Source organism: Pseudonocardia sulfidoxydans NBRC 16205 (genome assembly GCF_007989085.1).
GTDB classification, from domain to species: domain Bacteria; phylum Actinomycetota; class Actinomycetes; order Mycobacteriales; family Pseudonocardiaceae; genus Pseudonocardia; species Pseudonocardia sulfidoxydans.
The window spans coordinates 25,702-48,107 of sequence record NZ_BJVJ01000012.1 but is presented as its reverse complement, the minus strand read 5'-3'; the positions used below and the strand labels follow the sequence as shown (position 1 = coordinate 48,107).

The window sequence follows — 22,406 nt, the reverse complement described above, 5'->3', positions numbered from 1 at the left end:
ACCCATGACGACGATCGGCTCCAGCGACCTGGACGTCTCCCGGCTCTGCCTCGGCGGCAACGTGTTCGGGTGGACCATCGACGAGGACGCCTCGTTCGAGGTCCTCGACGCCTACGTGGCGGCGGGCGGCAACTTCATCGACACCGCCGACTCCTACTTCTGGCGCAAGCCGGGCAACTCGGGCGGCGAGTCCGAGACCATCATCGGCAACTGGATGGCCGCGCGCGGCAACCGCGACGACGTCGTGATCGCGACGAAGGTGAGCAGCCTGCCGAGCAGGCCGGGCCTGTCCGCGGCCAACATCGCCGAGGCGGCCGACGACTGCCTGCGCCGGCTGCGCACCGACCGGATCGACCTGCTCTACGCGCACCGCGACGACGAGTCGGTCGCGCAGGAGGAGACCCTCGACGCGTTCGCGACGCTGGTGAAGGCGGGCAAGGTCCGCGCGCTGGGGGCGTCGAACTTCACCGCGGAGCGGCTGCGCTCGGCGCTGGAGATCTCCGACCGCGACGGCCTGCCCCGCTACGAGGCCGTGCAGCCGCACTACAACCTGATGGAGCGGAGCGACTTCGAGGCGTCCCAGGCGCCGCTGCTGGAGTCGGAGAACATCGCGTGCCTGCCGTACTACGCGCTGGCCAAGGGCTTCCTGACGGGCAAGTACCGCGACGGTGGCCCGTCGGTCGACAGCGTCCGCGCCGAGGGTGCGCTGGAGTACCTCGACGACCGCGGCCGCGCCGTCCTGGCAGCACTCGACGAGATCGCCGCGGGCCACGAGGTGCCGGTGGCGGCGGTGGCGCTGGCGTGGCTGGCGGCGCAGCCGACGGTCGCGGCCCCGATCGCGAGCGCCCGCACCCCGGAGCAGCTGGCCGACCTGCTGCCGGTGCTGACCTTGCAGCTGACCGACGACGAGCTGCGCCTGCTGTCGCACGTCAGCAGCGCCTGACCGACCCTGTGAGCGGTAATGGTCGCTATGGCGACTATTACCGCTCACAAGGTCTGACCTGCGGCGATCTCAGCCGACCAGGACCTCGGTGACCGGCAGCGACGAGTCGGCGGGGAGGTCGAGCGACGAGGGGGTGGCGTCGCGGGCGAGCAGGTGCGCGCCCAGCGCCGCGACCATCGCGCCGTTGTCGGTGCACAGCACGGGCTTGGGCACCCGCAGGACGAGACCTGCCGCGTCGCAACGCTCCTGCGCCAGCGCGCGGAGCCGTGAGTTGGCGGCGACCCCACCGCCCAGGCACAGGATCTCCATCCCGTGCTCGCGCGCGGCCTTCACCGCCTTGGCGGTGAGGACGTCGACCACGGCCTCCTGGAAACTCGCGGCGACGTCGGCGACCGGGATCGGCGTCCCGGTCCGCTCCAGCGCCTCGACGTGGCGGGCGACGGCCGTCTTGAGCCCGGAGAAGGAGAAGTCGAAGGGGGCGTCGCGTGGGCCGGTGAGCCCGCGCGGGAAGGAGATCGCCCTCGGGTCCCCGTCGCGAGCGACGCGGTCGATGTGCGGCCCACCCGGGAACGGCAGGCCGAGCAGCCGGGCAACCTTGTCGAAGGCCTCGCCGGCGGCGTCGTCGATCGTCGCGCCCAACGGTGTGACCGGGCCGGCGAGGTCGGGCACCGACAGCAGGCTGGAGTGACCGCCCGACACGAGCAGCGCCAGCGCGGGCGGCAGCGGCCCGTTCTGCAGGGTGTCGACGGCGACGTGCGCGGCCAGGTGGTTCACCCCGTACAGCGGGACCTCCCACGCCGCGGCGTAGGCCTTGGCCGCGGCGACGCCGACGAGCAGCGTCCCCGACAGACCCGGCCCGGCGGTCACGGCGACGGCGTCGACGTCCTTCGCCGTCACACCGGCCGTCGCCATCGCGCGGTGCACGGCGGGCACCATCGCCTGCAGGTGCGCCCGCGACGCCACCTCCGGCACCACGCCGCCGAACCGCGCGTGCTCCTCGACGCTCGAGGAGATCTCGTTGGCCAGCAACGTGGTCGTGCCGTCACCGTCGACGCGCACGATCCCGACGCCGGTCTCGTCGCACGACGTCTCGATCCCCAGCACCAGCCCGCTCGTCACGCTCGCGCGTCCCTTCGCATCGTGTAGGCGTCGGCCCCGGAGGGCCGGTAGTACCTCTTGCGCACGCCGACGACCGTGAACCCCTCGGACTCGTAGAGCCGCCGCGCGGGTTCGTTGTCGGTGCGCACCTCGAGGAAGATCGTGGCCCCCACCTCGTCGGCGGGGGTGAGCAGGCGGTGCAGCAGCACCCGGCCGAGGCCGCGGCCCTGGTGGGCGGGGTCGACGCCGATGGTGTGCACCTCGGCCTCGGGCTGCGGCGGGCCCGCGGTGAACGCCAGCCCGGCATAGCCGACGAGCGTCCCCTCGCTGCGGACGCCGACGTAGACGTGCCCGGCGCCGATCTCGTCGCGGAACGCCTGCGCGCTCCAGGGGTCGTCGCCGGGGAAGAGCAGCTCCTCCAGCTCGGCGCAGCGTTCGGCGTCGGCCCGCAGCAGCGGGCCCACGTGAACGCTCGTCACGCGCTCACCCGTTTGCGGGCCCCCGGTTCCACGGCGTCGGGGCGACGCAGGTAGAGCGGGCGCAGCGGGCCGGGGTCGGCACCTGCGCGCAGCGCGTCGGCGGCCACGGCGACCAGCCCGGCGGCCCCGGCCGTCGCGGGACCGATGACGGGCAGGCCCGTGACGTCGGCCCTCTCCCCCGCCGCGGCGACCGACGGGAACCCGCCGAGCCGCTCGACGAGCACCGCGGGGGCCTCGACGTGCGGGCCCGTGACGCGGGCGCCCTCCGCCTCGTAGCCGGCCCAGTAGACCTCGCGACGCCGCGCATCGGTGACCACGATCAGGTTGCCGCTCAAGCGGTCTGCGCACGCCTCGCGGGCGATCGCGTCGTGCGAGCAGACGCCGTGCACCGGTTTGCCCAGCGCGTCGCCGAGCGCGGCGGCGGTGACCATGCCGACCCGCAGCCCGGTGAACGGGCCGGGCCCGGTGCCGGTGACGATGGCGTCGACGTCGCGCAGTGCGACGCCGGCCTCGGCGCACGCGGCGAGCACGTTGGGCATGAGGAGCTCGCCGTGCTTGCGCGCGTCGGCGGCGACCCGCTGTCCTCTCACGACCGGGCTACCGGAATCGGGAAGCGAGACGACCCCCGCCGTCACGGTCGACGTCGCGGTGTCCAGGGCCAGAACCAGCACCCGGCCAGCCTACGAGCCGCCGTTCACCACCCGCGCACGACGTCCGGGAGCTCGGACAGGCGCTGGACGACGGCGTCGGGCGTGACGTCGACGGGGACCTGCTGCTCGGCGGGGATCTCGCTGTGCGGCACCAGGACCGCCCGCATTCCGACGCCCTTCGCACCGCTGATGTCGTCGTAGGGGCGGTCGCCGACGAACACGCAGGCGGCCGGGTCGTCGACACCGACGGAGTCCATGGCCGCGCGGAACGCCTGCGGGTGCGGCTTGGTGAAGGGCAGGTCGCTCGACCAGGTGCGGCCGTCGAACAGGTCGAGCACGCCGTCGCGGCGCAGCCACTCGTCGTGCCAGTCGCCGGGCCACATCGTCGACGACAGGATGCCCAGCCGCAGGCCCCGTTCCTTGAGGGCACGCAGCATCGGCGCGGCCTCGGGGTCGGTGTGGGTGGCCTGCACCCAGTGGTCGCGGTAGGCGGCCAGGGCGTGGGCGTGTTCGTCGTCGCGGTGGTCGGCGGCGGCGTCGGCCAGGACGTCGGCGATCGTGAACGCCCGCGCGCCGTCGCGGATGGCGGTCCAGCGGGCGCTGTCGGCCGTGGCCAGTGCCTCGGCGAGCGCGGCCGCCCGGTCGTCGTCACCGGCGTGCCGCAACGACGCGTAGGCCCGCCAGCCGGCGCGGAAGTCCATCGTGCGCCACGGGGTGAGGGTGCCGCCCCAGTCGAAGATGACGGCCCTGATCATCCCTGCACCCGGCGCACGGTGGCGACCCGCACGTCGTCGGGACGTCGTTGCAGCTGCACCAGTACGTGCGACGACGACAGCCGTTCCGCCACGCCCTCGCCCCACTCCACGACGACGACGGCGGCCGTGAGGTCGGTGTCGAGGTCGAGGTCGTCGAGCTCGTCGGCGACCGCGATGCCCGACGACCCGAGCCGGTACGCGTCGACGTGCACCAGCGGCACCCCGGCCCCGCCGGGACCGGGCCGGTGCTCGCGGGCGATGACGAACGTCGGCGAGGTGACCGCGCCCGTGACCCCGAGGCCGCGCGCGATGCCGCGGGTCATGGCGGTCTTCCCGGCGCCCAGCGGCCCCGACAGCAGCACGAGGTCGCCCGCTTTCAGCTGCGCCGCAAGGGCTTCGCCGAGCGCCTCGGTGTCGGCCGGCTCGGGGAGCACGTGCTCGGCCTCGAAGACGGTCGTCATGCCCGCTTCCGCATCCGCCGCACCGACCGGCCCGCCGCCGCCCGCCGGGCCGCCGCGTCGACGAGCTCGACCAGCGCCGCGTCGAACTCCGCCGGCTTCTCCATCATCGGCATGTGACCGACGCCGGGCAGCCGCAGCAGCCGCGCCGACGGCAGCTCGCCGGCGATCCGCTCGCTGTGGGAGAACGGGATCATCTTGTCGGCGTCCCCGGCCGCGACCAGCACCTCGCACCCCGCGAGCGCGGGCAGTGCGGCGATCCGGTCGTGGCTGCCCAGGGTGTCGACGAAGTCGGTGAGGGCGTCCACCGCGTTCGCTCCGATCATGGTGTCGACGAGGTCGACCAGCGCCGGGTCGACCGACCGGTCACCGTAGGCGTAGCTGCGGGTGATCGACCAGATGAGGTCGCCCGCCGCGCGCCGCACCCCCTCGACCAGCTTGGGCTGCACCCGGGCCAGCAGGCCGACGCCGCGCAGCAACGGGTTGTTGCGCGACAACAGCGCCGCCCCCAGGCCGCCGCTGCCCATCTCCCCCGCCGACGTCGACACCAGCGCCACACCCGCGACCCGCTCGGCGAACAGGTCCGGGCGCTGCTCGGCCAGCGCCATCAGCGTCATGCCGCCCATCGAGTGCCCCACCAGCACCAGCGGGCCGTCCGGGGCCAGCGCACGGATCACCGCGTCGAGGTCGCGGCCCAGCTGGTCGATCGTGCACGTCTCCCGCGGGGCCCGCTCCGAACGGCCGTGGCTGCGCTGGTCGTACATGACGATCCGCGACGCCGGGTGCCGCTGCGCCGTCAGCACCGGGGTCTGCAGCGACCACGTCCGCCGGTCGAGGGCGAACCCGTGCACCAGCACCACCGTCAGCACCGGCCGGACCCCGTCGGGCGGCTCGATCTCCTCGCAGGAGAGCCGGACACCGTCGTCGGCGGTGACCGAGGACTCCTCGCTGCGCGGCGTCGACTCCGGTGGGGGCGTCGACGTCAGCTGCGCCGCCAGCCTGCGACGGTCGGCCGCGATCCTGTTGCGGCGCCGGGCCGCGACACCCACACCGACCGCGGCTCCCGCGGCCCCGGCGACACCGCTCGCGATGCCGACGGTCTGCCAGACACTCGGTTTCACACGTTCTCCCCGACGACCGTTCGCGTGATCCGCCGCGACTGCACCCCGGTGACGACCTCGTAGTGGATCGTCCCCAGCTCGTCGGCCCATTCCTGGGCGGTCGGCGCGCCACCGTCGCCGGGGCCGAACAGCACCGCCACGTCGCCTTCCCGCACCTGCGACCCGCCGTCGGGGCCGCAGTCGACGACGACCTGGTCCATGCACACCCGCCCGACCACCGGCCGCGACCGGCCCCCGAGCCACACCCGCATCCGGCCGCCGAAGTTCATCCGACGCGGCACCCCGTCGGCGTAGCCCAGCGGGACCAGCGCGAGCGTCGTGTCGCGGGTCGTCGTGAACTCGTGGCCGTAGGACACGCCCTCGCCCGCACGGACCTTCTTCACGTTGACGACCCTGGCGCGCAATGTCATCGCCGGCCGTAGCGGGCTCTCGCCGACCGGCCGGTCGAACGGGTCGAGCCCGTACACCGCGATGCCGGGGCGGACGAGGTCGTAGTGCAGGTCGGGGCGTGCCATGGTCGCCGCGGAGTTGGCGAGGTGGCGCATCGGGGCGAGGCCGCGATCACGCGCGTGGCGCCAGGCCGCGTCGAGGCGTGCGGCCTGCGCGTCGGTGACCGGGTGGTCCGTGACGTCGGCGAACGCCAGGTGCGACCACACCGACACGACCTCGCACCGACCCGCCGCGGCCGCCTTCGCCGCCGCGTCGACCAGGTCCGGCCAGTCGTCGCCGGTGCAGCCGTTGCGACCGAGCCCGGTGTCGATCTTCAGGTGGACGCGCGCGGGGCGGCCCGCGCGGCGGGCGCCGTCGAGCACCGCGTCGAGGTGGGCGTGCGACGACACCGACAGGTCGACGTCCGCCGCCACCGCGGGGGCGAAGTCCTCGTCGGGCAGGTGCAGCCACGACAGCAAGGGGGCGTCGATCCCGTTGTCGCGCAACGCGAGTGCCTCGTCGAGCGTGCACACGCCGAGCCAGCTGGCACCGGAGCGCAGGGCCGTGCGCGCGATGTCGGGCGCGCCGTGGCCGTAGCCGTCGGACTTGACGACGACCATCGTCGCCGCCCCCGAGTCCGCCGCCGTCCGCGACAGGAGCCCGACGTTGTGCCGCACCGCCGCGAGATCGACGACCACCTCGGCCCGCGGTCCGGGGTCGGACGGTCTCGGCTGTGCCACGCCCGCATCATCGCACCCGGGGCCCGGCCCCGTCCGTGGGTGCGGCTGCGCTCGCACTCCCGGGTCAGCAGTCGGTGTCGGAGCGGGCGGCGTCGGCGTGGGCCGCCCTGTCGCACTCGCCGCGGACGTGGGTGCGCAACTGCTCGCCGATCTCGCCGAGAGCGGCGATCTGGGCGGGCCCGAGCGGGTCGAGGACCAGGTGCCGGACCGCCGCCACGTGCCCCGGAGCCGCGGCGACGACCTTCTCCCAGCCTTGGGCGGTCAGGATCGCGTTGGTGTAGCGGCCGTCGGCCGGGTCGGGTTCACGCCGGACGAAGCCTCGCTGCTCGAGCCGCTTGACGACGTTGGACAGCCGCGACAGCGAACCACCCGTCAGCTCGGCGAGCGCGCTCATCCGCAGCAGCCGGTCGGGGGTCATCGAGAGCCTGCTGAGCGTGAGGTACTCGAACAGGTTGACGTCCGAGTCGCGCTGGAGCTGGGCGTCGAGCGCGCTGGGCAGCTGCAGGACCAGCTGCGCGACGGCGACCCACGCCTGCTGTTCCTCCTCGGAGAGCCAGTGCGGCGTGGCGGCCATGCGGCCAGCGTACGAGATTCCGTTTGACTTCAAGCGTGAAGTGATCGATGCTTGGTTCAACCTTGAAGTCAATCCGGGAGTACGCCATGACCCTGTTCCGCCTCGACGCCAGCATTCGCACCGAGGGGTCGGCCAGCCGCGAGATCGCCGACATCGTCGAGGCCGAATGGGTCGCCGCCCACCCCGGCGACGCCGTCGAGCGTCGCCACATCGGCATCGACGTCCTGCCCGCCTCCGCGTGGGGGCACGCGATCACCGGGAGCCAGACCCCCGCGGACGAGCGCAGCGCCGACCAGCAGGCGGCCGTCGCCCTCGCCGCGACACTGGTCGACGAGCTCCTCGCCGCCGACGCCGTCCTCCTCGCCGTCCCGCTCTACAACTTCGGCGTGTCCCAGCACGTCAAGACGTGGATGGACCTCGTCATCACCGACCCGCGCGCCGCCGCAGGCTCCGACCCGCTGCTCGCGGGCAAGCCGGTCGTCCTGTGCACCGTGCGCGGCGGGGCCTACGGCGGCGGCACACCCCGCGAGGGCTGGGACCACTCCACCGACTACCTGCGTCGCATCCTCGCCGACGTCTGGGGCGCCGACCTCACCGTCGTCGAGCGCGAGTTCACCCTCGTGGGCGTCAACCCGGCCCTCGACGACTTCGCCGACCTCGCCGCCGACATGCACCAGGGCGCCCTCGCCTCGGCCCGGGAGGCAGGCAAGGCCCTCGCCGCCTGAACCCTGTGAGCGGCAATAGTCGCTATAGCGACTATTGCCGCTCACGACCCTCCCGGCTGTGTCCGGCCACGGATGTGTGCCCGACGCCGCGCGCCGATCGTTCGCGCGCAACCTCACTGCGCTGCCGATGCGCGTCGAGGACCGTCAGGTTGCGCGCGGTCAGTCCCCCGTGGCCAGGGCGCGGATCGCATCCGGGATGTGGGCCTCGATCTCCGACGCCGGGGCCGGGGCGCCGCGCGCCGCCAGGGCCGCGGCGACGCCATGGACGTGCGTCGCCGCCGCCCCCGCCCACACCGGCTCACGACCCGCCGCCAACAACGCCCCCACGATGCCCGACAGCACGTCACCCGACCCGGCCGTCGCCGCCCACGACCCCGCCGACGGATGCACGAACACGACACCCCCCGGACTTGCGACGACCGTCGCGTTGCCCTTGAGCAGCACCGTCACGCCGAGCTCGGCGGCGGCGCGGCGGGCGGCGCCGATCCGGTCATCACCCACCTCCCCGGCGATCCGGGCGAACTCCCGGTCGTGCGGCGTCACGATCACCGGCTTCCCGCGGACCGCGCCGCGCAGGTCGGCGTGCTCGCCCAGCAACGTGATCGCATCCGCGTCGACGCACAGCGGAACACCCTGGGCGATCACCGCGGCCAGGGCCTCGCGGCCGGCGGCGTCGGTCCCCAGGCCGGGGCCGACCGTCCACGCCTGGACCCGGCCCGCGTCGCCCAACGCGTCGGTGGCGACGACCTCCGGCCGCCGGGCGCGCACCCCGTCGGCGGCCGAGCCCGCGTAACGGACCATGCCGCTCGTCGCCAGCACCGCCGCACCCGTGGCCAGCACCGCCGCACCCGGGTAGGTCGACGACCCGGCCGCGATCCCGGTGACGCCCTGGGTGTACTTGTCGTCGGTCGGGCCGGGCAGCGGCCAGCCGGCCGCGACGTCGGCGTCGTCCAGGACACGCGCGCGCGGCTCCGGGAGCAGCGGGCCCAGCCCGATGTCGACGAGGTGCACCGCCCCGCAGCGTGCCGCCGCGAGCACGTGCACCGGCTTCAGCGCCCCGAACGTCACCGTCTCGGCCGCGGTGACGGCCGGGCCCACGACCGCGCCGGTGTCGGTGTCGACGCCGCTCGGGAGGTCCACGGCGACGATCGGAATGTTCGCGGCCGCGGCCTCGTCGACCAGGGCCGGTGCGGGATCGCGCAATGCACCCCGCCCCGAGATGCCGACGATCCCGTCGACGACCAGGTCCGCTCCGCGCAGGAGGCCCGCCCCGTCGGTCACCGTCCGGCCACCGGCCGCGCGCAGCGCCGCCGACCCGGCGCGATGCGCACGGTCGGGAGCCAGGAGCACCGCCGTCACCGCCACACCCCTGCGGCGAAGCTCGGCGCCGGCCCACAGGGCGTCGCCACCGTTGTCCCCGGCGCCGACGAGCAGCACCACCCGCGCGCCCGCCACGTGCCCCACCCGCTCCCGCAGGATGCGGACGAGGTGCACGGCCAGCCCGAACGCCGCCCGCCGCATCAACGCGCCCGCGGGGAGCCGGTCGATGAGGACACGCTCGGTGTCGCGGACCTGCTGCGCGGTGAAGACGCCTCTCACGCCCCGCAACGTAATGCGGCCCGGCGCACAGCGCCGGGCCGCACCCACGAACGGACGGATCAGGCCTGCGGGACCCAGCTGAACTTGACCAGGCCCTGGTCGACCGCGGTGACGGTCACGTCGAACGCGACCTCCTCACCGGGGGCGACGACGGTGCACGTCGACCGCGAGCCGACCTGCGGCTGGAGGTCGTCGGTGCAGGTCGTGGACTCGACGCTGACACCGGCGGCCTGACCGATCTGCTCGGTGAGGGTCGTCTGCAGCAGGTCCTTGCCGACCGGGCGGGCGACGAGCTCGACGTTGTAGCTGACGTTCGCGTCCTGCACCTCGGTCACGGTGACCTTCGCGCCGACGGGCTGGCCGCCCGAGGTGAACGTGCACTCGATGGACTGGCCGTTCTGCGGCTGCAGCTCCGAGGGGCAGGTCAGGTCGGAGGCCTGGACGTTCTGCTTCGCCAGGTCCGAGGTCACCGACTTCGCGAGGACCGCGGGCACCAGCGGGCGCGCCTTCGGCTTCGCGGTGTAGTTGACGGTCGAGCCCTCGACCGCGTCGACGGTGACGACGACGTCGACCGGCTGGCCGTCGGCCGTCGTGTACTGGCAGGTGACCGTGGCGCCCTTCTCCCCCTTGAGATCGTCGGGGCAGGTCATGTTCTTCGCGTCGACCTGCTGCTCGGAGAGCTTGCCGGTGACCGACTGCGCGAGGTCGGCCTTCGCGACGCTCACACCACAGGCGCTCAGGCCGAGGACCACGGCCGCCGCCGTGCCCGTCGCGGCGAGAAAGCGGACCAGCCTGGACGTCATCGTGATCTCCTCGTCGTTGCGGGCCGGCTCGGCCCGTCCCGTAGGACACCGTAGAGATGATCAGCTTCGCCGACAGGGGTACTGGCACCACCCTCGACGGAAGCGACCATGACGGTTCGGCGTCACCCTGCCATCCGGCCCCTCCCGCACAGGCCCCGGTCGGGGCACGCCCGGAGTGGGCGGGCGGTGATCGTCGGCGGTACCGTGCTGCGGTGACGCGGACCAGCACGTTCACCCGGCCCGAGCCGACCCGCGGCGCGAAGGATGCCGTCGCGCAGCTGTCGCGACCGGGGCCCAACGCGGTGCTCCGCGGCGACCTCGGCCTCGTCGGCGTCCCCGGCGTGGTGTTCGCCCCGGCCCAGGGCCTGGGGCTGCCCGCGGTCGCGTTCGGGCACGACTGGCTCCAGCCCGCCACCCGCTACACCGAGCTGCTGCGCCACCTGGCGTCGTGGGGGTTCGTGGTGGCGGCGCCGTCGTCGCACCGCGGCCCGTTCGCGAGCCACGCCCGTTTCTCCGCCGACCTGCGCACCGCGCTCGACACCTGCGCCGGGGTCCGCCTGGGCGACGGGCACATCAGCGTCGACAGCCGCCGGATGGCGTTCGCGGGCCACGGCATCGGGGGTGGGGCCGCGCTGCTGGCGGCGGCCACGCACCCGCGCGCCGCGGCCGTCGTGACGCTGGCGCCCGCGCAGACCAAGCCGTCGGCGGTCGAGGCGGCGAAGGCGGTCACGGTGCCGACGCTGCACGTCGTAGCCGGGCAGGACACGGTCGCGCCGCCGGCCGGTCACGCGGAGCCGATCACGCAGGCGGCGGGTGGCCCGGTGACGGTGCGGACGTTGCCCAAAGCCGGGCACACAGCGTTCCTCGAGGGCATGCACTGGAGCGACCTGATCCTGGCCACGAACCGGGACGGCAAGTCACGACGCCTGGCGACCGCGCTGATGACGGCGTTCCTGCTGCACCACCTGTGTGAGGAGGACCGGGTCGACGTGCTCGTCGACGGGAAGGTCCCGGGCACGGAGCTGTTGGTCCGCACCCCCTGACGCCGGGGGTTCAGCGCTCGGGCAGGGTCGCGATCCGCATCCCGGCACCCGGGAGCACCCGGCGGCCGTCGGTCCCGGCGAGCACCGGCCCGGCCTGTATCGGCCCGGCCGGCACCGGCCCGGCCGCGGGGTCGGCGGCCGTGCGGGTCACGTCGGCGGCCGCGCGGGTGGCGCGGGCCGCGAGGTCGGCGGCGTCGTCGGCGTGCCGTTCGAGGTCGCGGCGCAGCAGGTCGGCCCGGTCGACCCACGACGTTCCCGTCGGATCGGACCAGTCGGCGGCGACGTCGGCGACGAGCGCCCGCAGCGACGCCCACGCCTCGCGCAGCTCGCCGGCGTAGGAGCCGAGCAGCCGGGCTGCCTCGTCGAGCTGGTCGGCCGCCACCTCGGGCTCCGGAGTCGTCACGTGACACGGCCGGCGAGCGCGTCCACGATCGGCGAGTCGCCCGCCAGCCGCACCACGACCTCGCGCTGCGCCCGGTCGGCCTCCTCCGCGGCCCGTGCCGCGGCACGCAGCTCCGCGGCGAGCACTGTCAGCCGGTCGGCCACCCTGCCGACGTCTCCGGTGATCCGATCGAGCTCGGCACGGTCGCCGGGGCGCGCCCGGTCGACGTCCCGCCGTCCTCGCGCCAACCCGTCGGCCAGCGTTTCAACGCGGCGCGCGTGGCCCCGCAGTCGCTCGGGATCGAGGTGGACGTCGACCATGCGGCGATCGTTCCAGCACTCGGGCCGCCGCGGTCGCGACCGGCGGGAACCGGTCGCGATCGCGAACGGATCAGGACGCGGCGGCGACGACCTCGGCCAGGTCCGCGGCGGTCCGCTCCGCGGTCTCGGCGGTCGGGGCCTCGACCATCACCCGCACCAGCTGCTCGGTGCCCGAGGGGCGCAGCAGCACCCGACCGGTGTCGCCCAGGGCCGCCTCGGCCGCCGCGACGGCGACCCGCACCGACTCGGACGCGGCGACCGTGTCCTTGTCGCCGACCGGCACGTTGACCAGCACCTGCGGCAGCGACGTCATGACCCCGGCCAGCTCGGCCAGCGACGATCCCGTCGACGCCATGCGGGCCATCAGCCGCATCGCGGTGAGCAGGCCGTCGCCGGTGGTGGCGTGGCCGGGCAGCACGACGTGCCCCGACTGCTCGCCGCCCAGGCTGTAGCCGCCCGCCCGCAGGTCCTCGAGGACGTAGCGGTCGCCGACGCCGGTGGTGCGCAGCGTGATGCCCTGCGCACGCATCGCCAGGTGCAGCCCGAGGTTGCTCATGACGGTCGCGACGAGGGTGTCGTCGACCAGCTCGCCCGCGTCGCGCATCGCGACCGCGAGGACGGCCATGATGTGGTCGCCGTCGACGTCGTTGCCGCCGGCGTCGACGGCGAGGCAGCGGTCGGCGTCGCCGTCGTGGGCGATGCCCAGGTCGGCGCCGTGCGCGAGCACGGCCGCCCGCAGCGGGCCGAGGTGGGTGGAGCCCACGCCGTCGTTGATGTTGAGGCCGTCGGGGGCGGCGTTGATCGCGACGACGTCGGCACCCGCCTTGGCGTAGGCCTCCGGCGCGGCCACCGAGGCGGCGCCGTGCGCACAGTCGACGACGACGCGGATCCCGACCAGCGAGACGGGGGTGGCGGCGACGAGGTGCGCGCCGTAGCGGGCGATCGCGTCGGGCAGGTCGCGGACGCGGCCGACAGCGGCACCGGTCGGCCGGGTCGCCGGCGGGGTCAGCCCCGCCTCGATCTCCAGCTCGACCTCGTCGGGCAGCTTGTGCCCACCCGCCGCGAACAGCTTGATGCCGTTGTCGGGCATCGGGTTGTGCGACGCGGAGATCATGACGCCGAGATCGGCGCCCAGCTCCGCGACCAGGTGCGCGACCGCGGGGGTCGGCACGACACCGACGCGCACGGCGTCGGCGCCCGCGGACGTGAGGCCGGCGACGACCGCGGCCTCGAGCATCTCGCCGCTGGCCCGGGGGTCCCGGCCCACGACGGCGACCGGCCGGTGCGACCGGTCGTGGGCGGCGAGGACGCGGGCGGCCGAGGCCGACACAGCCACGGCGAGCTCCGGAGTGAGGAGCTCGCCGTTGGCCAGGCCCCGGACGCCGTCGGTTCCGAAGAGACGACGCATCCGGGTGTACGTCAGCGCTTGCTGTACTGAGGCGCCTTGCGGGCCTTCTTGAGGCCGTACTTCTTGCGCTCGGTGGCGCGGGCGTCACGGGTGAGGAAGCCGGCCTTCTTGAGCGGCGGGCGGTCCTCGGAGTCGGCCTCGATCAGCGCACGCGCGATCGCGAGGCGCAGCGCACCGGCCTGGCCGGAGATGCCGCCACCGTGGAGGTTGGCGAAGATGTCGAAGCGCTCGCTCTTCTCGAGGAGAACGAGCGGCTCGCGGATGAGCTGCTGGTGCAGCTTGTTCGGGAAGTACACCTCGAGCGGCTTGCCGTTGAGGGTGAACTGGCCCGACCCGGCGACGAGACGCACCCGGACGACAGCCTCCTTGCGGCGGCCGACGGTCTGGATGGGCCGGTCGATGAGGACGTCCGGGGTGTCGACGGTGAAGGACTCGTCGGCAGCGAAGTCGTCGTCCGCGGCGAAGTCCTCGGCGGCGACCTCCTCGACGGCGGCCTCCTCCGCGGCGGTCTCGTCGACAGCGGCCGCGTCGGCGGTCTCGTCGACAGCGGTCTCCTCGGCGGCGACGGTCTCGTCGACGCCCTCGGACTCAGGGCTGGTCACGTGCTGTCCCTCTTCGTTGCTCGGGTCGGTCACTGCGCGACCTGGGTGATCTCGAAGGCCTGCGGCTTCTGCGCGCTGTGCGGGTGCGACGGCCCGGCGTAGACCTTCAGCTTCTTGGCCATGGCGCGGCCCAGCCGGTTCTTGGGAAGCATGCCCTTGATGGCCTTCTCGACGAGACGGTCCGGGTGCTTCTCGATCATCTCGCCGACCGAGCGCTGCTTGAGGCCGCCCGGGAAGCCCGAGTGGCGGTAGACGAACTTGTCGTCGCGCTTGTTGCCGGAGACGGCGATCTTCTCGGCGTTGACGATGATGACGAAGTCACCGGTGTCCATGTGCGGCGCGTACGTCGGCTTGTGCTTGCCCCGCAGCAGCGTCGCGGCGTGCGTGGCGAGCCGGCCGAGGACGACGTCGCTGGCGTCGATCACGTGCCAGGCGCGCGTGATCTCGCCGGGCTTCGGGCTGTACGTGGACACGGATGTACCTCGTCGTTCTCGGCTCGGGATGCCTGTCGTCGCTGGGTGCGGCTGACCTGAGGGCTACCCCGGGGGGCGAGCGCACCGCTCCTGAAACGGAACGGCGGCGGCTCGCCCGCCGCACATCGATTGTCGAGGGTACCCGCCGCCTTCGAGGAGGGTCAAAACGCCCCCCTCCCCGTCGGACGGCGGGTCCCCCGGGTCTGTCGCAGCTCACTGCCAGCGGCGCGCGTTCGCCTGCTCGACCTGCTGATAGTTGTCGTTCGCGGCGCCGAGCGCGACCCCGATCCGGCTCAGTACCGACGCCAGGTCGGCCGCCGCGGTGTCCCACTGCCGCTGCCGCGCCCGGTAGTCGGTCGCGGCCTGCCCCTCCCACGTCGCGGCCATCGGCGCGAGGAACCGCTTGAGCTCGTCGAGCGTGGTGCTGATGCGCTGCGCGGTGCCCGCCACGTTCTGCTGGGCCGCGCCCAGCTCACCGAAGGCGACCTTGATCTCCGACATCGTCTCCCCTTCAGTCCGGTGCCGATCAGCCCAGCGCCGACCGGATCGCGGACAGGCCGGCGGCCTGCTCGTCCTCCTGGCGCTGGTAGGCCGCGGCCGAGCCCTGCACGGCCGTCCCGATCGCCTGCAACGCCTCGCCGAGCTTGCGGGCGTCGGCGTCCCAGCGGGCCATGAGCCCGGTGAACGCCGTCGCCGCCTCACCCCGCCACGCACCGGCGAGCGGCATCAACCCGTTGCGCAGTGCCGACAGGTCGGCCTGTACCTGGTCGTTCACCTCCAGGACGTGCCGACCGGCCCGCTGCATCTCCGCGGTACTGGTCCCGTATCCACCTGACATGTGTGCGCCCTTCCTTCTGTGGGGCGCCCACCGTCGCAGGCCGGACGGGGTCGGCGTGGCGGTTCACCGGAAGCCGTTCACCGGCGCGAACGACTCCCGGTGAGATCGAGGCCGAAGTAGCGGCTCGACGGCATGTCGGCGTAGTAGCCGAAACCGGCGACGGGTGTGTAGCCCTCGGTTTCGTAGAGCGCGATGGCCTCCGGCTGCCGGACCCCGGTCTCGAGCACGATGCGCGTGTACCCGGCCTCGCGGGCGCGGTCCTCGGCGGCGTGCAGCAGCAGCCGGGCCAGACCACGCCGCCGGTGCGACGCGCGGACGTAGAGCCGTTTCATCTCCGCCACGCCGGGTTGCGCGGCGGCACGCATCGCGACCGACCCGACCGCCACCCCCTCGCACCAGCCGACGAGCACGAACCCGCGCGGGAGCCGGAACTCGGCGGGGTCGACGGGCGTGAGGTCGCGGTCGCCGTAACGCACGACGTACTCGCCCTGCACCTCCTCGACCAGCTCCGCGACGACCGGGTCGGTGTAGTCGTGCACCCGCACGTCGAGCACGACGGGATCGAGACGTTCCACGGGCCCATCCTGCGTGACCCCGCACCGCCGAGCTCGACGTGGGACTGCTGTCGACGCCCGCCCCGGCAGTCTCCTGTCGAACTCGGCGGCGTCGCGCCGTCAGGCGCGGCCCACCGACGTGACGACGCCCGCGCACGCCGCCACCAGCGACGGTGACGGGACCGGGCCGTGCCGGCAGCCGACGCTGAGCTGGGCGGTGCCGTCGAGCACGACCGTCCAGTCGACGATGCCGTCGGCGAGCGTCTGCCGGTAGGTGTGGACGTCGCGACCCCCGGCCCGGCCGGGCGCGAACCCGTCGAGGCGTTCGCCCGCGGCGAGGGCGTCGTCGTAGACGGCGCGCAGGTCGGCGGTGGCCCGTGCGGGTTCGAGGCCCGCGTCGTAGCCGAGGTCGGTGCGTTCGACGGCGACGAGCTCGATCCCGTCGGGCGCCGCGACCGGGGTGACGACGGTCCGTCGCCGCTCGGGCAGCGCTCCCGTGTGGGCCCAGCCGGCGGGGAGCGTGAACCGGTAGCCGTACTGCACGAGCTGCCCGGCGGGTTCGGTGCGCGCCGCGGGGGTGGGCAGGAGGAGGGCCGCGACGACGCCGAGCGCCGCGAGGAGCACGCCGGGAACCACTGTCGACGCCGCCCACCGCCGCGGCGCCGGGAGCAGGTTCGGAACGTCGTCCACAACGGACTCCGGTGCCGCCTCGCCGGTCACGGCCGCACCGAGCACCACGGGCGCGGCGGCGACCCGGACCGGGGGTGCGCGGTGAGCGCGACAGGCCGCGTCGAGCCGCGTGGCCAGCCGCGGATCCCGGCCGACGAGCACCACCTCCGCGACGGGCTGCTGCTGCGCGAGCGCCACCACGGCGTCGACGACCCGCGCCGACGATCGGGTGGCGACGACCCGACCACCGTCCACGACGGACACCTCCGCCGGTGGGGACGAGAGGTCGACGACGATCCGCTGCGGCGCCCCGCCGACCGCCACCGCGACGGGCACCCCGCCCGGCCCGACCACCGTCGGCGTCACCGGCCGGCCGAACAGCAGCGCGACCGCGGTCTCGGGGCGCACGTGGCCGGGCAGTTCGGCGACGAGCCGCGGCTGCGGGTCGGCGACCGCCACCCGGGTCGTCGTCGGACTCGGGTGCACCGCCACGCGCAGGCTCACGCGTCGGGCTCGGGCGCGAGCCAGGCCAGCTGGATGCGGCGGGCACCGCGGCGGCGGTCGACGAGCATCGCGCGTCCGGGCGGCATGGGCGCGGGCTTCACGGTGTCGACGAGCGCGCCGTCGTCGGGGCTGCCGTTCATCACCAGCCCGGGTGCGCCGAGCTCGCGCAGCCGACCGAGCACCGGGTCGTAGAGGGCGCGCCCGGCGCCGCCGCAGCGGCGGGCGACGACGACGTGCAGGCCGACGTCCTTGGCCTGCGGCAGGAACTCGGCCAGCGGCAGCAGCGGGTGCGGCGCACCGGATCCGGTGGGGGCGACGAGGTCGTAGTCGTCGACGAGCAGCCACACGTCGGGGCCGGTCCACCAGCTGCGTTCGCGCAGCTCGCGGGCCGTGACGTCGGGCCCGGGAAGCCTGTGGCGCAACGACTCCGCGATGTCGCGGACGGCTTCGGCGATGGCGTCGGGGGTCGAGGGTGCGGCGAGCAGGTGGGCGCCGGGGACGGCGCCGAGCAGGCCGCGGCGGGGATCGGCGACGACGATGCGTGCCTGTTGCGGGGTGTGGTGGGTGGCGATCTCCGCGGCGAGCAGGCGCAGGAGCGCGGTCTTGCCGCTCTCGGCGTCGGCGAAGCAGAGCAGGTGGGGTTCGGCGGCGGGGTCGAGGTCGACGAGCGCGAGGCCGTCCTCGTCGAGTCCGAGCCGCAGGCGCCCCGGACGACCGGTGGGGAGGCCGGCGCGGTCGATCCGCTCGGGCAGGGTCCGGATCGGCGGCACCCCCGGTGCGGCACCGGCGCCGACGAGAGCCGCGACCAGGCCGGCGGTGTCGAGGGCGGACGTCCACGGTGCCGCGACGACGGCCGCACCGCCGTCGGGGGCGAGGCAGTGCCCGGGGCGGGTGGGAACGGTGGCGGCGCGTCGTCGGTCGATCTCGGACTCCCCCGGTTCGCCGAGCCGCAGCTCGATGCGGGTGCCGAGCAGCTCCTTCACCGCGGGCCGCAGCTCGCTCCACCGGCCCGCGCCGACGGCGACGTGCACCCCGTAGCCGAGGCCCTGCGCCGCGATGCCCTGCAGCCGCGCCTCGACCTCCTCGAACTCCGTCCGCAGCGCCAGGACCCCGTCGACGACGAGCAGCACGTCGGTCGCGGGCTCGTCGGGGAAGCCGCCGGCCGCGCGCCGGGCCCGGAACGCCTCGACCGAGGTCAGCCCGGCGTCGCGGAACAGCCGTTCCCGGCGGGTGACGAGTCCCGCGACCTCGGCGACGGTGCGCCGCACCAGATCCGGGTCGCCGCGGTCGGCGACGGTGCCGACGTGCGGGAGCCCGGCGAGCTGCGCGAGGGCGCCGCCGCCGAGGTCGACGGCGTACACGCCCACGTCGGCCGGCGTGTGGGTGCGGGCGAGCGCGAGGACGAGCGTCGCGAGCGCGGTCGACTTGCCCGACCGGGGTCCGCCGACGACCGCGACGTTGCCCGCCGCGCCGGACAGGTCGACGGCCAACGGTTCGCGTCGTTGCTGGTAGGGCCGGTCGACGACGCCGATCACGGCGCTGAGCCGGGCCGGTGCGGATGCACCGAGCTCGTCGAGGGGCGGTGGTTCGGCCAGCGGTGGCAGCCAGACCCGGTGGGCGGCGGGCCCGAGCCCGTCGGCGGCGGCGATGAACCCGTCGAGGACGGTCGCGTCGTCGGAGTCGTCACCAGGGATCGGATCGGTGGCGGTTTCCGGCACGATCCCGGTGCCGAACAGCACCGGCCGCCGCGCCGACCCGCGCGCGACCGGGGTGTCGGCGGGTTTCCCGGACACGTACGCCGAGCGGAACCGCACCAGCTCGCCGGTGCCGTCGGACAGGAACGCCGCGCCCGGTACCGGTGGCAGCAGGTGCGCGTCGGGCACACCCAGGACCGCGCGGGACTCGGCGGCGGAGAAGGTGCGCAACGCGATCCGGTACGACAGGTGCGACTCGAGCCCCCGCAGCCGCCCCTCCTCCAGCCGCTGCGAGGCCAGCAGCAGGTGCAGGCCCAGGGAGCGGCCGAGGCGCCCGATCATGACCATGAGGTCGATCAGCTCCGGCCGCTGCGCGAGGAGCTCGGAGAACTCGTCGACGACGACGAGCAGCGCGGGCAGCGGCGGCAGGTCCGGGCGGGCGGCGCGGGCGGCGGCGTACTCGGCGACGCCGGTGAGGTTCCCCGCGGCGCGCAGCAGCTCCTGGCGCCGGGTGATCTCCCCGGCCAGGGCGTCGGCCATGCGGTCGACCAGGGTCAGCTCGTCGGCGAGGTTGGTGATGACGGCCGAGACGTGCGGCAGCGCCGACAGCCCGAGGAACGTCGCGCCGCCCTTGAAGTCGACGAGCACGAGGTTGAGGTCGGCGGGGCTGTGCGTGGTGGCGAGGCCGAGCACGAGGGTGCGCAGCAGCTCCGACTTCCCAGACCGGGAGTGAAGCGCACTTTAATTGCGCGCCCCTCGGGTCGGTGTTAGCAGCACCGTCCCGGGGACTTGATCTCGAACCGTGAAGAGGCGGCTGAGACCCGATGAGCACTGTACCCAGCACCCCCGGCGACGACCAGACGCCGCGCCCCGTGACGCGACCGTCCGACGTCCCCGAAGGCGAGTCGATCAGCGCCCTGATCGAGCGGTGGACTGCCCTGCTCCTGGCGCTCGTCGACGTCGAGCACGGCCTCGGCGAACCCCAGCCCGGCGCGGCCGTCCACGCGATGTTGCTCGAACACCTCGCCATCGGCGACGCGGTCGCGTCCCGTCTGCTCGGCCTGCGGTGGAGCACCGCCCGGCAGGCGCTCCGTCATGGGGTGAGTCTCGACGACGTCGCGGCCGCGATGGGCTTGGCCGTTCACGAGGTCGAGGTAGCTCTCGCCCGGCCGCCGGCCTGACCTGGCCCGCTCCCCCTGGCTCGACCCTGCCCGTCTCTCGGGCCCCTTCCTGTCCGCCGACGCCCGGCGGTCGAACACCCACACCTTCACACCAGGAGACAGCCATGCGCGCCATCCCCGTCGACACCTCCCGCGTCCAGTTCATCGGCACCGGCAAGGCCGCAGGTCGGGCCGAGTACGTCGAACTCTCCGACGGCTCCCGCCGCCGCTCCGGCAACCAGGCCACCGACGACAACGGCGTCCCGCTGTGGACGGTCGACGTCCTGGTCGACGACGAGGACTCCGACCGCGCCGAGGTCGTCGGGGTCAAGGTCGCCTCCCACGACGAACCGCGGACTGACAAGTGGAAGCCGGTCAAGTTCGTCAACCTCGTCGCCGTCCCCTACGTCGCCCAGGGAACCAACCGTGTCGCGCTGTCGATGCGCGCGGACGGGATCGAGGGCCAGGGCGGCAAGCAGCAGCCGGCCGCCGCCTGACCAGCAACCACGTCAACGCCCCCGTACCTGGTCACCACGGCCGGGGCGGGGGCGTTCCCGTTCGTTGAGAGGAACACCCCGTGATCGTGCTCTCGTTCGCCCTGCTCTACCTCCTCGCCGCCGCGTTCACCGGTGGTCGCACCCTCGGTTGGACCGTCGACCTCGCCGTCTGGGTATGGGGCGCCAACTCGGCCGTGATGACCCTGCTGGGCCTCGCCGTCGCGTTCGGCCTCGCCGCTGCCCTGGTGTACCCGCGCTACCGGCGCGGCATGGTCATGACCCGCACCGTCCTGCACGCACAACCGACCAGCCGACCACCCGACGACGGCACCCCGCTCGCGAACTACCTGGCCGGTCTGGTCGCGGACCGTTGGCGCGACAACCTCGGCGGCTATGACGACGCCCCGCTCGCCGACGTCGTCGACCTCGGCGCCGCACGCGATCACCGGCGGGCCGCATGAGCCGCGCACACGACCCGTGGGCCGTCGCCGTCGCCGAACTTGTCGACCGCTGGCGCGCCACGATCGAGGGCACCGACGCCGCACGGTCGGGTGCGTCCGCGGCCGGGATCGCCTACACGAGCGGCCCGACCGTGTGCGACGTCCGGATCATCGGCGAGGCCGGCCCGATCGTCCTGACCGTCCGCCTGCTGCCCGGCCAGGTCCCCGACGACGTCGCCGCGGTCGCGCCCCGCATCGCCGAGGGTATGGGCGTGGCCGCGGCCCGTGTCCGCCCCTACAGGCCCGGATACGTGCGAGTGGCGTTGCTCCTCGCCGACCCCCTCGCCGCGGAGCTCCCCCTCGTCGACGGCCCCGGGGTGCTGATCGGGCGCGGGGAGGACGGCGGCGAGCTACGCGTCGACCCGGTCGACCTGCCCCACGTGATCGTCCAGGGGCAGACGAGGTCCGGGAAGTCGACGTGGCTCTACGCGCTGTTGGCACAGCTCGCCCGCGACCCGCGCGTCGAGGTGGCCGGCGTCGACCCGTCCGGGATCACGCTGCGCCCGTTCACCAGCACCCACCACGCCCACCGCCAGGTCCTCGGGCTCGGTGACCTCGTGCGCGTCGAGGCCGTCCTCGCCGACCTGGTCGCCGACCTCGACGCCCGACTCGCCGCCATGCCGCCCGACCGCGACGTCCTACCGATCGGCGACGAGTGGTCGCTGCGGGTCGTGGTGCTCGACGAGTGGCCGGCCCTGCTCCGCGCCCTCGACGCCACGGACCCGAAGCAGGGGAAGCGCGTGCGGGCCCTCGTCGCCCGTCTGCTCGCCGAGGCCCACAAGGTCGGGCACCGCGTCATCCTCGCCGCGCAACGGGCCGAAGCGACGATCGTGGGGGCCGCTGAGCGGGCGCAGTGCGCGGGCCGGCTGTCGTTCCGGGTGGACTCCCGTGACTCCCTCGGTCTACTGCACTCCGACGCGGAGACCTTCGCCGTGGAGCACGTCTCCGCGCCGCCTGGGATCGCGCTGTGCACCTGGCCCGGCCGCCCCCTCGCCCGGGTCCGCGGCCCGTTCCTGGGCGGCTACGCCGAGTACGCCGCGGTCGTCACCGGAACCACCCGGGATGCCGCGTGAGCCCCCTGCGGCTCTCCCCTGCTCCCCGTCCGTCGTTTCGGCGCGCCTGCGCCTGCGCGGTCGTCGTGTGGGCCGCACCCTCCATCTCAGCCGCCGGCCGACCCTGCCCGGCTTGCGGCCCGCGCGGCGGCCGTGCTGCCCTCCGGGGCCGAAACGGCGGTCGGGGAGCTCCCCCCGTCCGGAGCGAGGACGCCCCGCGCGCAGCGGCCGCCGGAGGCATGCCGTGACGGGCATGGTCGAGCGGGCCGCAGCGGCCGCGCGCGCCGAAGGCGCTGGCGCGGCCGAGGGCGAGCGCAGCGAGCCCCTTGGCAATAT

Annotated in this window: 27 protein-coding genes; 7 read left to right on the top strand and 20 right to left on the bottom strand. The window is 74.5% G+C overall.

The annotated features are described in order from the left end of the window. Nucleotides 1-4: 4 nt before the first annotated feature. Complete coding sequence (locus PSU4_RS08730) at nt 5-943, top strand: aldo/keto reductase (protein ID WP_147104701.1); 939 nt, start codon at nt 5-7, stop codon at nt 941-943. Between the two features lie 69 nt (nt 944-1,012). Here the strand turns inward: PSU4_RS08730 and tsaD are convergent, their stop codons facing one another. The 8 genes from tsaD to PSU4_RS08690 form a co-directional block, all read right to left on the bottom strand. Beyond that, the gene (gene tsaD, locus PSU4_RS08725) at nt 1,013-2,062 is read right to left on the bottom strand and encodes a tRNA (adenosine(37)-N6)-threonylcarbamoyltransferase complex transferase subunit TsaD (RefSeq protein WP_147104698.1); all 1,050 of its coding nucleotides are present in this window, start codon (nt 2,060-2,062) and stop codon (nt 1,013-1,015) included. Then, nucleotides 2,059-2,520 carry a ribosomal protein S18-alanine N-acetyltransferase gene (gene rimI, locus PSU4_RS08720; protein ID WP_147104695.1) on the bottom strand — a complete coding sequence of 154 codons (462 nt, stop codon included), beginning with the start codon at nt 2,518-2,520 and terminating at the stop codon, nt 2,059-2,061. Before rimI ends, tsaD begins: the two co-directional genes overlap by 4 nt. After that, nucleotides 2,517-3,191: a tRNA (adenosine(37)-N6)-threonylcarbamoyltransferase complex dimerization subunit type 1 TsaB gene (tsaB, locus tag PSU4_RS08715; RefSeq protein ID WP_147104692.1), complete on the bottom strand. Its 675-nt coding sequence runs from the start codon at nt 3,189-3,191 to the stop codon at nt 2,517-2,519. Before tsaB ends, rimI begins: the two co-directional genes overlap by 4 nt. Nucleotides 3,192-3,214: 23 nt before the next feature. After that, a complete protein-coding gene (locus PSU4_RS08710) occupies nt 3,215-3,925 on the bottom strand; it encodes an HAD family hydrolase (RefSeq protein ID WP_147104689.1) in 711 nt (236 codons plus the stop codon). After that, the gene (tsaE, locus tag PSU4_RS08705; protein WP_147104686.1) at nt 3,922-4,386 is read right to left on the bottom strand and encodes a tRNA (adenosine(37)-N6)-threonylcarbamoyltransferase complex ATPase subunit type 1 TsaE; all 465 of its coding nucleotides are present in this window, start codon (nt 4,384-4,386) and stop codon (nt 3,922-3,924) included. Before tsaE ends, PSU4_RS08710 begins: the two co-directional genes overlap by 4 nt. Then, on the bottom strand, nt 4,383-5,504 hold the full coding sequence (locus PSU4_RS08700; protein ID WP_147104684.1) for an alpha/beta fold hydrolase: 1,122 nt from the start codon (nt 5,502-5,504) through the stop codon (nt 4,383-4,385). Before PSU4_RS08700 ends, tsaE begins: the two co-directional genes overlap by 4 nt. Beyond that, a complete protein-coding gene (gene alr / locus PSU4_RS08695; protein WP_147104681.1) occupies nt 5,501-6,673 on the bottom strand; it encodes an alanine racemase in 1,173 nt (390 codons plus the stop codon). The genes PSU4_RS08700 and alr overlap by 4 nt, the downstream gene beginning before the upstream one ends. Before the next feature lie 64 nt (nt 6,674-6,737). Then, complete coding sequence (locus PSU4_RS08690) at nt 6,738-7,247, bottom strand: MarR family winged helix-turn-helix transcriptional regulator (protein ID WP_147104678.1); 510 nt, start codon at nt 7,245-7,247, stop codon at nt 6,738-6,740. A gap of 86 nt (nt 7,248-7,333) precedes the next feature. Here PSU4_RS08690 and PSU4_RS08685 point away from each other — a divergent pair, with 86 nt between their 5' ends. After that, nucleotides 7,334-7,972 carry an NAD(P)H-dependent oxidoreductase gene (locus PSU4_RS08685; protein WP_147104675.1) on the top strand — a complete coding sequence of 213 codons (639 nt, stop codon included), beginning with the start codon at nt 7,334-7,336 and terminating at the stop codon, nt 7,970-7,972. A 159-nt stretch (nt 7,973-8,131) separates the two neighbouring features. On the opposite strand, the gene PSU4_RS08680 is transcribed toward PSU4_RS08685, so the two are convergent. Both PSU4_RS08680 and PSU4_RS08675 read right to left on the bottom strand, forming a co-directional pair. Further along, nucleotides 8,132-9,571 (bottom strand): NAD(P)H-hydrate epimerase, encoded by a 1,440-nt coding sequence (locus PSU4_RS08680; RefSeq protein ID WP_147104672.1) that lies wholly within the window; start codon nt 9,569-9,571, stop codon nt 8,132-8,134. 59 nt (nt 9,572-9,630) lie between these two features. Continuing rightward, entirely contained in the window at nt 9,631-10,374 is a 744-nt protein-coding gene (locus tag PSU4_RS08675) for a DUF4333 domain-containing protein (RefSeq protein WP_147104669.1), read from the bottom strand. A 212-nt stretch (nt 10,375-10,586) separates the two neighbouring features. Between PSU4_RS08675 and PSU4_RS08670 the strand changes: the two genes are divergently transcribed. Then, the gene (locus tag PSU4_RS08670) at nt 10,587-11,417 is read left to right on the top strand and encodes a dienelactone hydrolase family protein (RefSeq protein ID WP_147104666.1); all 831 of its coding nucleotides are present in this window, start codon (nt 10,587-10,589) and stop codon (nt 11,415-11,417) included. 10 nt (nt 11,418-11,427) lie between these two features. Here PSU4_RS08670 and PSU4_RS08665 read toward each other — a convergent pair whose 3' ends face one another. From PSU4_RS08665 to eccCb, 10 genes are all read right to left on the bottom strand, one after another. Next, nucleotides 11,428-11,820 carry a hypothetical protein gene (locus PSU4_RS08665; protein ID WP_147104663.1) on the bottom strand — a complete coding sequence of 131 codons (393 nt, stop codon included), beginning with the start codon at nt 11,818-11,820 and terminating at the stop codon, nt 11,428-11,430. Continuing rightward, the gene (locus PSU4_RS08660) at nt 11,817-12,119 is read right to left on the bottom strand and encodes a hypothetical protein (protein WP_147104660.1); all 303 of its coding nucleotides are present in this window, start codon (nt 12,117-12,119) and stop codon (nt 11,817-11,819) included. Before PSU4_RS08660 ends, PSU4_RS08665 begins: the two co-directional genes overlap by 4 nt. Nucleotides 12,120-12,189: 70 nt before the next feature. Continuing rightward, the gene (gene glmM / locus PSU4_RS08655; RefSeq protein ID WP_147104657.1) at nt 12,190-13,527 is read right to left on the bottom strand and encodes a phosphoglucosamine mutase; all 1,338 of its coding nucleotides are present in this window, start codon (nt 13,525-13,527) and stop codon (nt 12,190-12,192) included. Nucleotides 13,528-13,538: 11 nt separating this feature from the next. Continuing rightward, nucleotides 13,539-14,162 carry a 30S ribosomal protein S9 gene (gene rpsI / locus PSU4_RS31185; RefSeq protein ID WP_147104654.1) on the bottom strand — a complete coding sequence of 208 codons (624 nt, stop codon included), beginning with the start codon at nt 14,160-14,162 and terminating at the stop codon, nt 13,539-13,541. Continuing rightward, nucleotides 14,159-14,602 carry a 50S ribosomal protein L13 gene (gene rplM / locus PSU4_RS08645; RefSeq protein ID WP_147104652.1) on the bottom strand — a complete coding sequence of 148 codons (444 nt, stop codon included), beginning with the start codon at nt 14,600-14,602 and terminating at the stop codon, nt 14,159-14,161. The genes rpsI and rplM overlap by 4 nt, the downstream gene beginning before the upstream one ends. 213 nt (nt 14,603-14,815) lie before the next feature. Then, nucleotides 14,816-15,103: a WXG100 family type VII secretion target gene (locus tag PSU4_RS08640; protein WP_147104649.1), complete on the bottom strand. Its 288-nt coding sequence runs from the start codon at nt 15,101-15,103 to the stop codon at nt 14,816-14,818. Nucleotides 15,104-15,128: 25 nt separating this feature from the next. After that, nucleotides 15,129-15,440 carry a WXG100 family type VII secretion target gene (locus PSU4_RS08635; RefSeq protein ID WP_147104646.1) on the bottom strand — a complete coding sequence of 104 codons (312 nt, stop codon included), beginning with the start codon at nt 15,438-15,440 and terminating at the stop codon, nt 15,129-15,131. Between the two features lie 77 nt (nt 15,441-15,517). Then, nucleotides 15,518-16,015, bottom strand: a complete 498-nt coding sequence (locus PSU4_RS08630) for a GNAT family N-acetyltransferase (RefSeq protein ID WP_147104644.1) — start codon at nt 16,013-16,015, stop codon at nt 15,518-15,520. Between the two features lie 99 nt (nt 16,016-16,114). Further along, on the bottom strand, nt 16,115-17,167 hold the full coding sequence (locus tag PSU4_RS08625; protein ID WP_186816819.1) for a type VII secretion-associated protein: 1,053 nt from the start codon (nt 17,165-17,167) through the stop codon (nt 16,115-16,117). After that, nucleotides 17,164-19,554, bottom strand: a complete 2,391-nt coding sequence (eccCb, locus tag PSU4_RS08620; protein ID WP_246115004.1) for a type VII secretion protein EccCb — start codon at nt 19,552-19,554, stop codon at nt 17,164-17,166. Before eccCb ends, PSU4_RS08625 begins: the two co-directional genes overlap by 4 nt. Nucleotides 19,555-19,685: 131 nt before the next feature. Here eccCb and PSU4_RS08615 point away from each other — a divergent pair, with 131 nt between their 5' ends. The 4 genes from PSU4_RS08615 to PSU4_RS08600 all read left to right on the top strand — a co-directional run bounded on the left by PSU4_RS08615 (nt 19,686) and on the right by PSU4_RS08600 (nt 22,091). After that, a complete protein-coding gene (locus PSU4_RS08615; protein WP_147104638.1) occupies nt 19,686-20,042 on the top strand; it encodes a hypothetical protein in 357 nt (118 codons plus the stop codon). 104 nt (nt 20,043-20,146) lie between these two features. Further along, the gene (locus PSU4_RS08610; RefSeq protein ID WP_147104635.1) at nt 20,147-20,518 is read left to right on the top strand and encodes a hypothetical protein; all 372 of its coding nucleotides are present in this window, start codon (nt 20,147-20,149) and stop codon (nt 20,516-20,518) included. Between the two features lie 80 nt (nt 20,519-20,598). Then, nucleotides 20,599-20,979 carry a hypothetical protein gene (locus PSU4_RS08605; protein WP_147104632.1) on the top strand — a complete coding sequence of 127 codons (381 nt, stop codon included), beginning with the start codon at nt 20,599-20,601 and terminating at the stop codon, nt 20,977-20,979. After that, nucleotides 20,976-22,091: an FtsK/SpoIIIE domain-containing protein gene (locus PSU4_RS08600; protein ID WP_147104629.1), complete on the top strand. Its 1,116-nt coding sequence runs from the start codon at nt 20,976-20,978 to the stop codon at nt 22,089-22,091. Before PSU4_RS08605 ends, PSU4_RS08600 begins: the two co-directional genes overlap by 4 nt. Nucleotides 22,092-22,406: the final 315 nt, after the last annotated feature.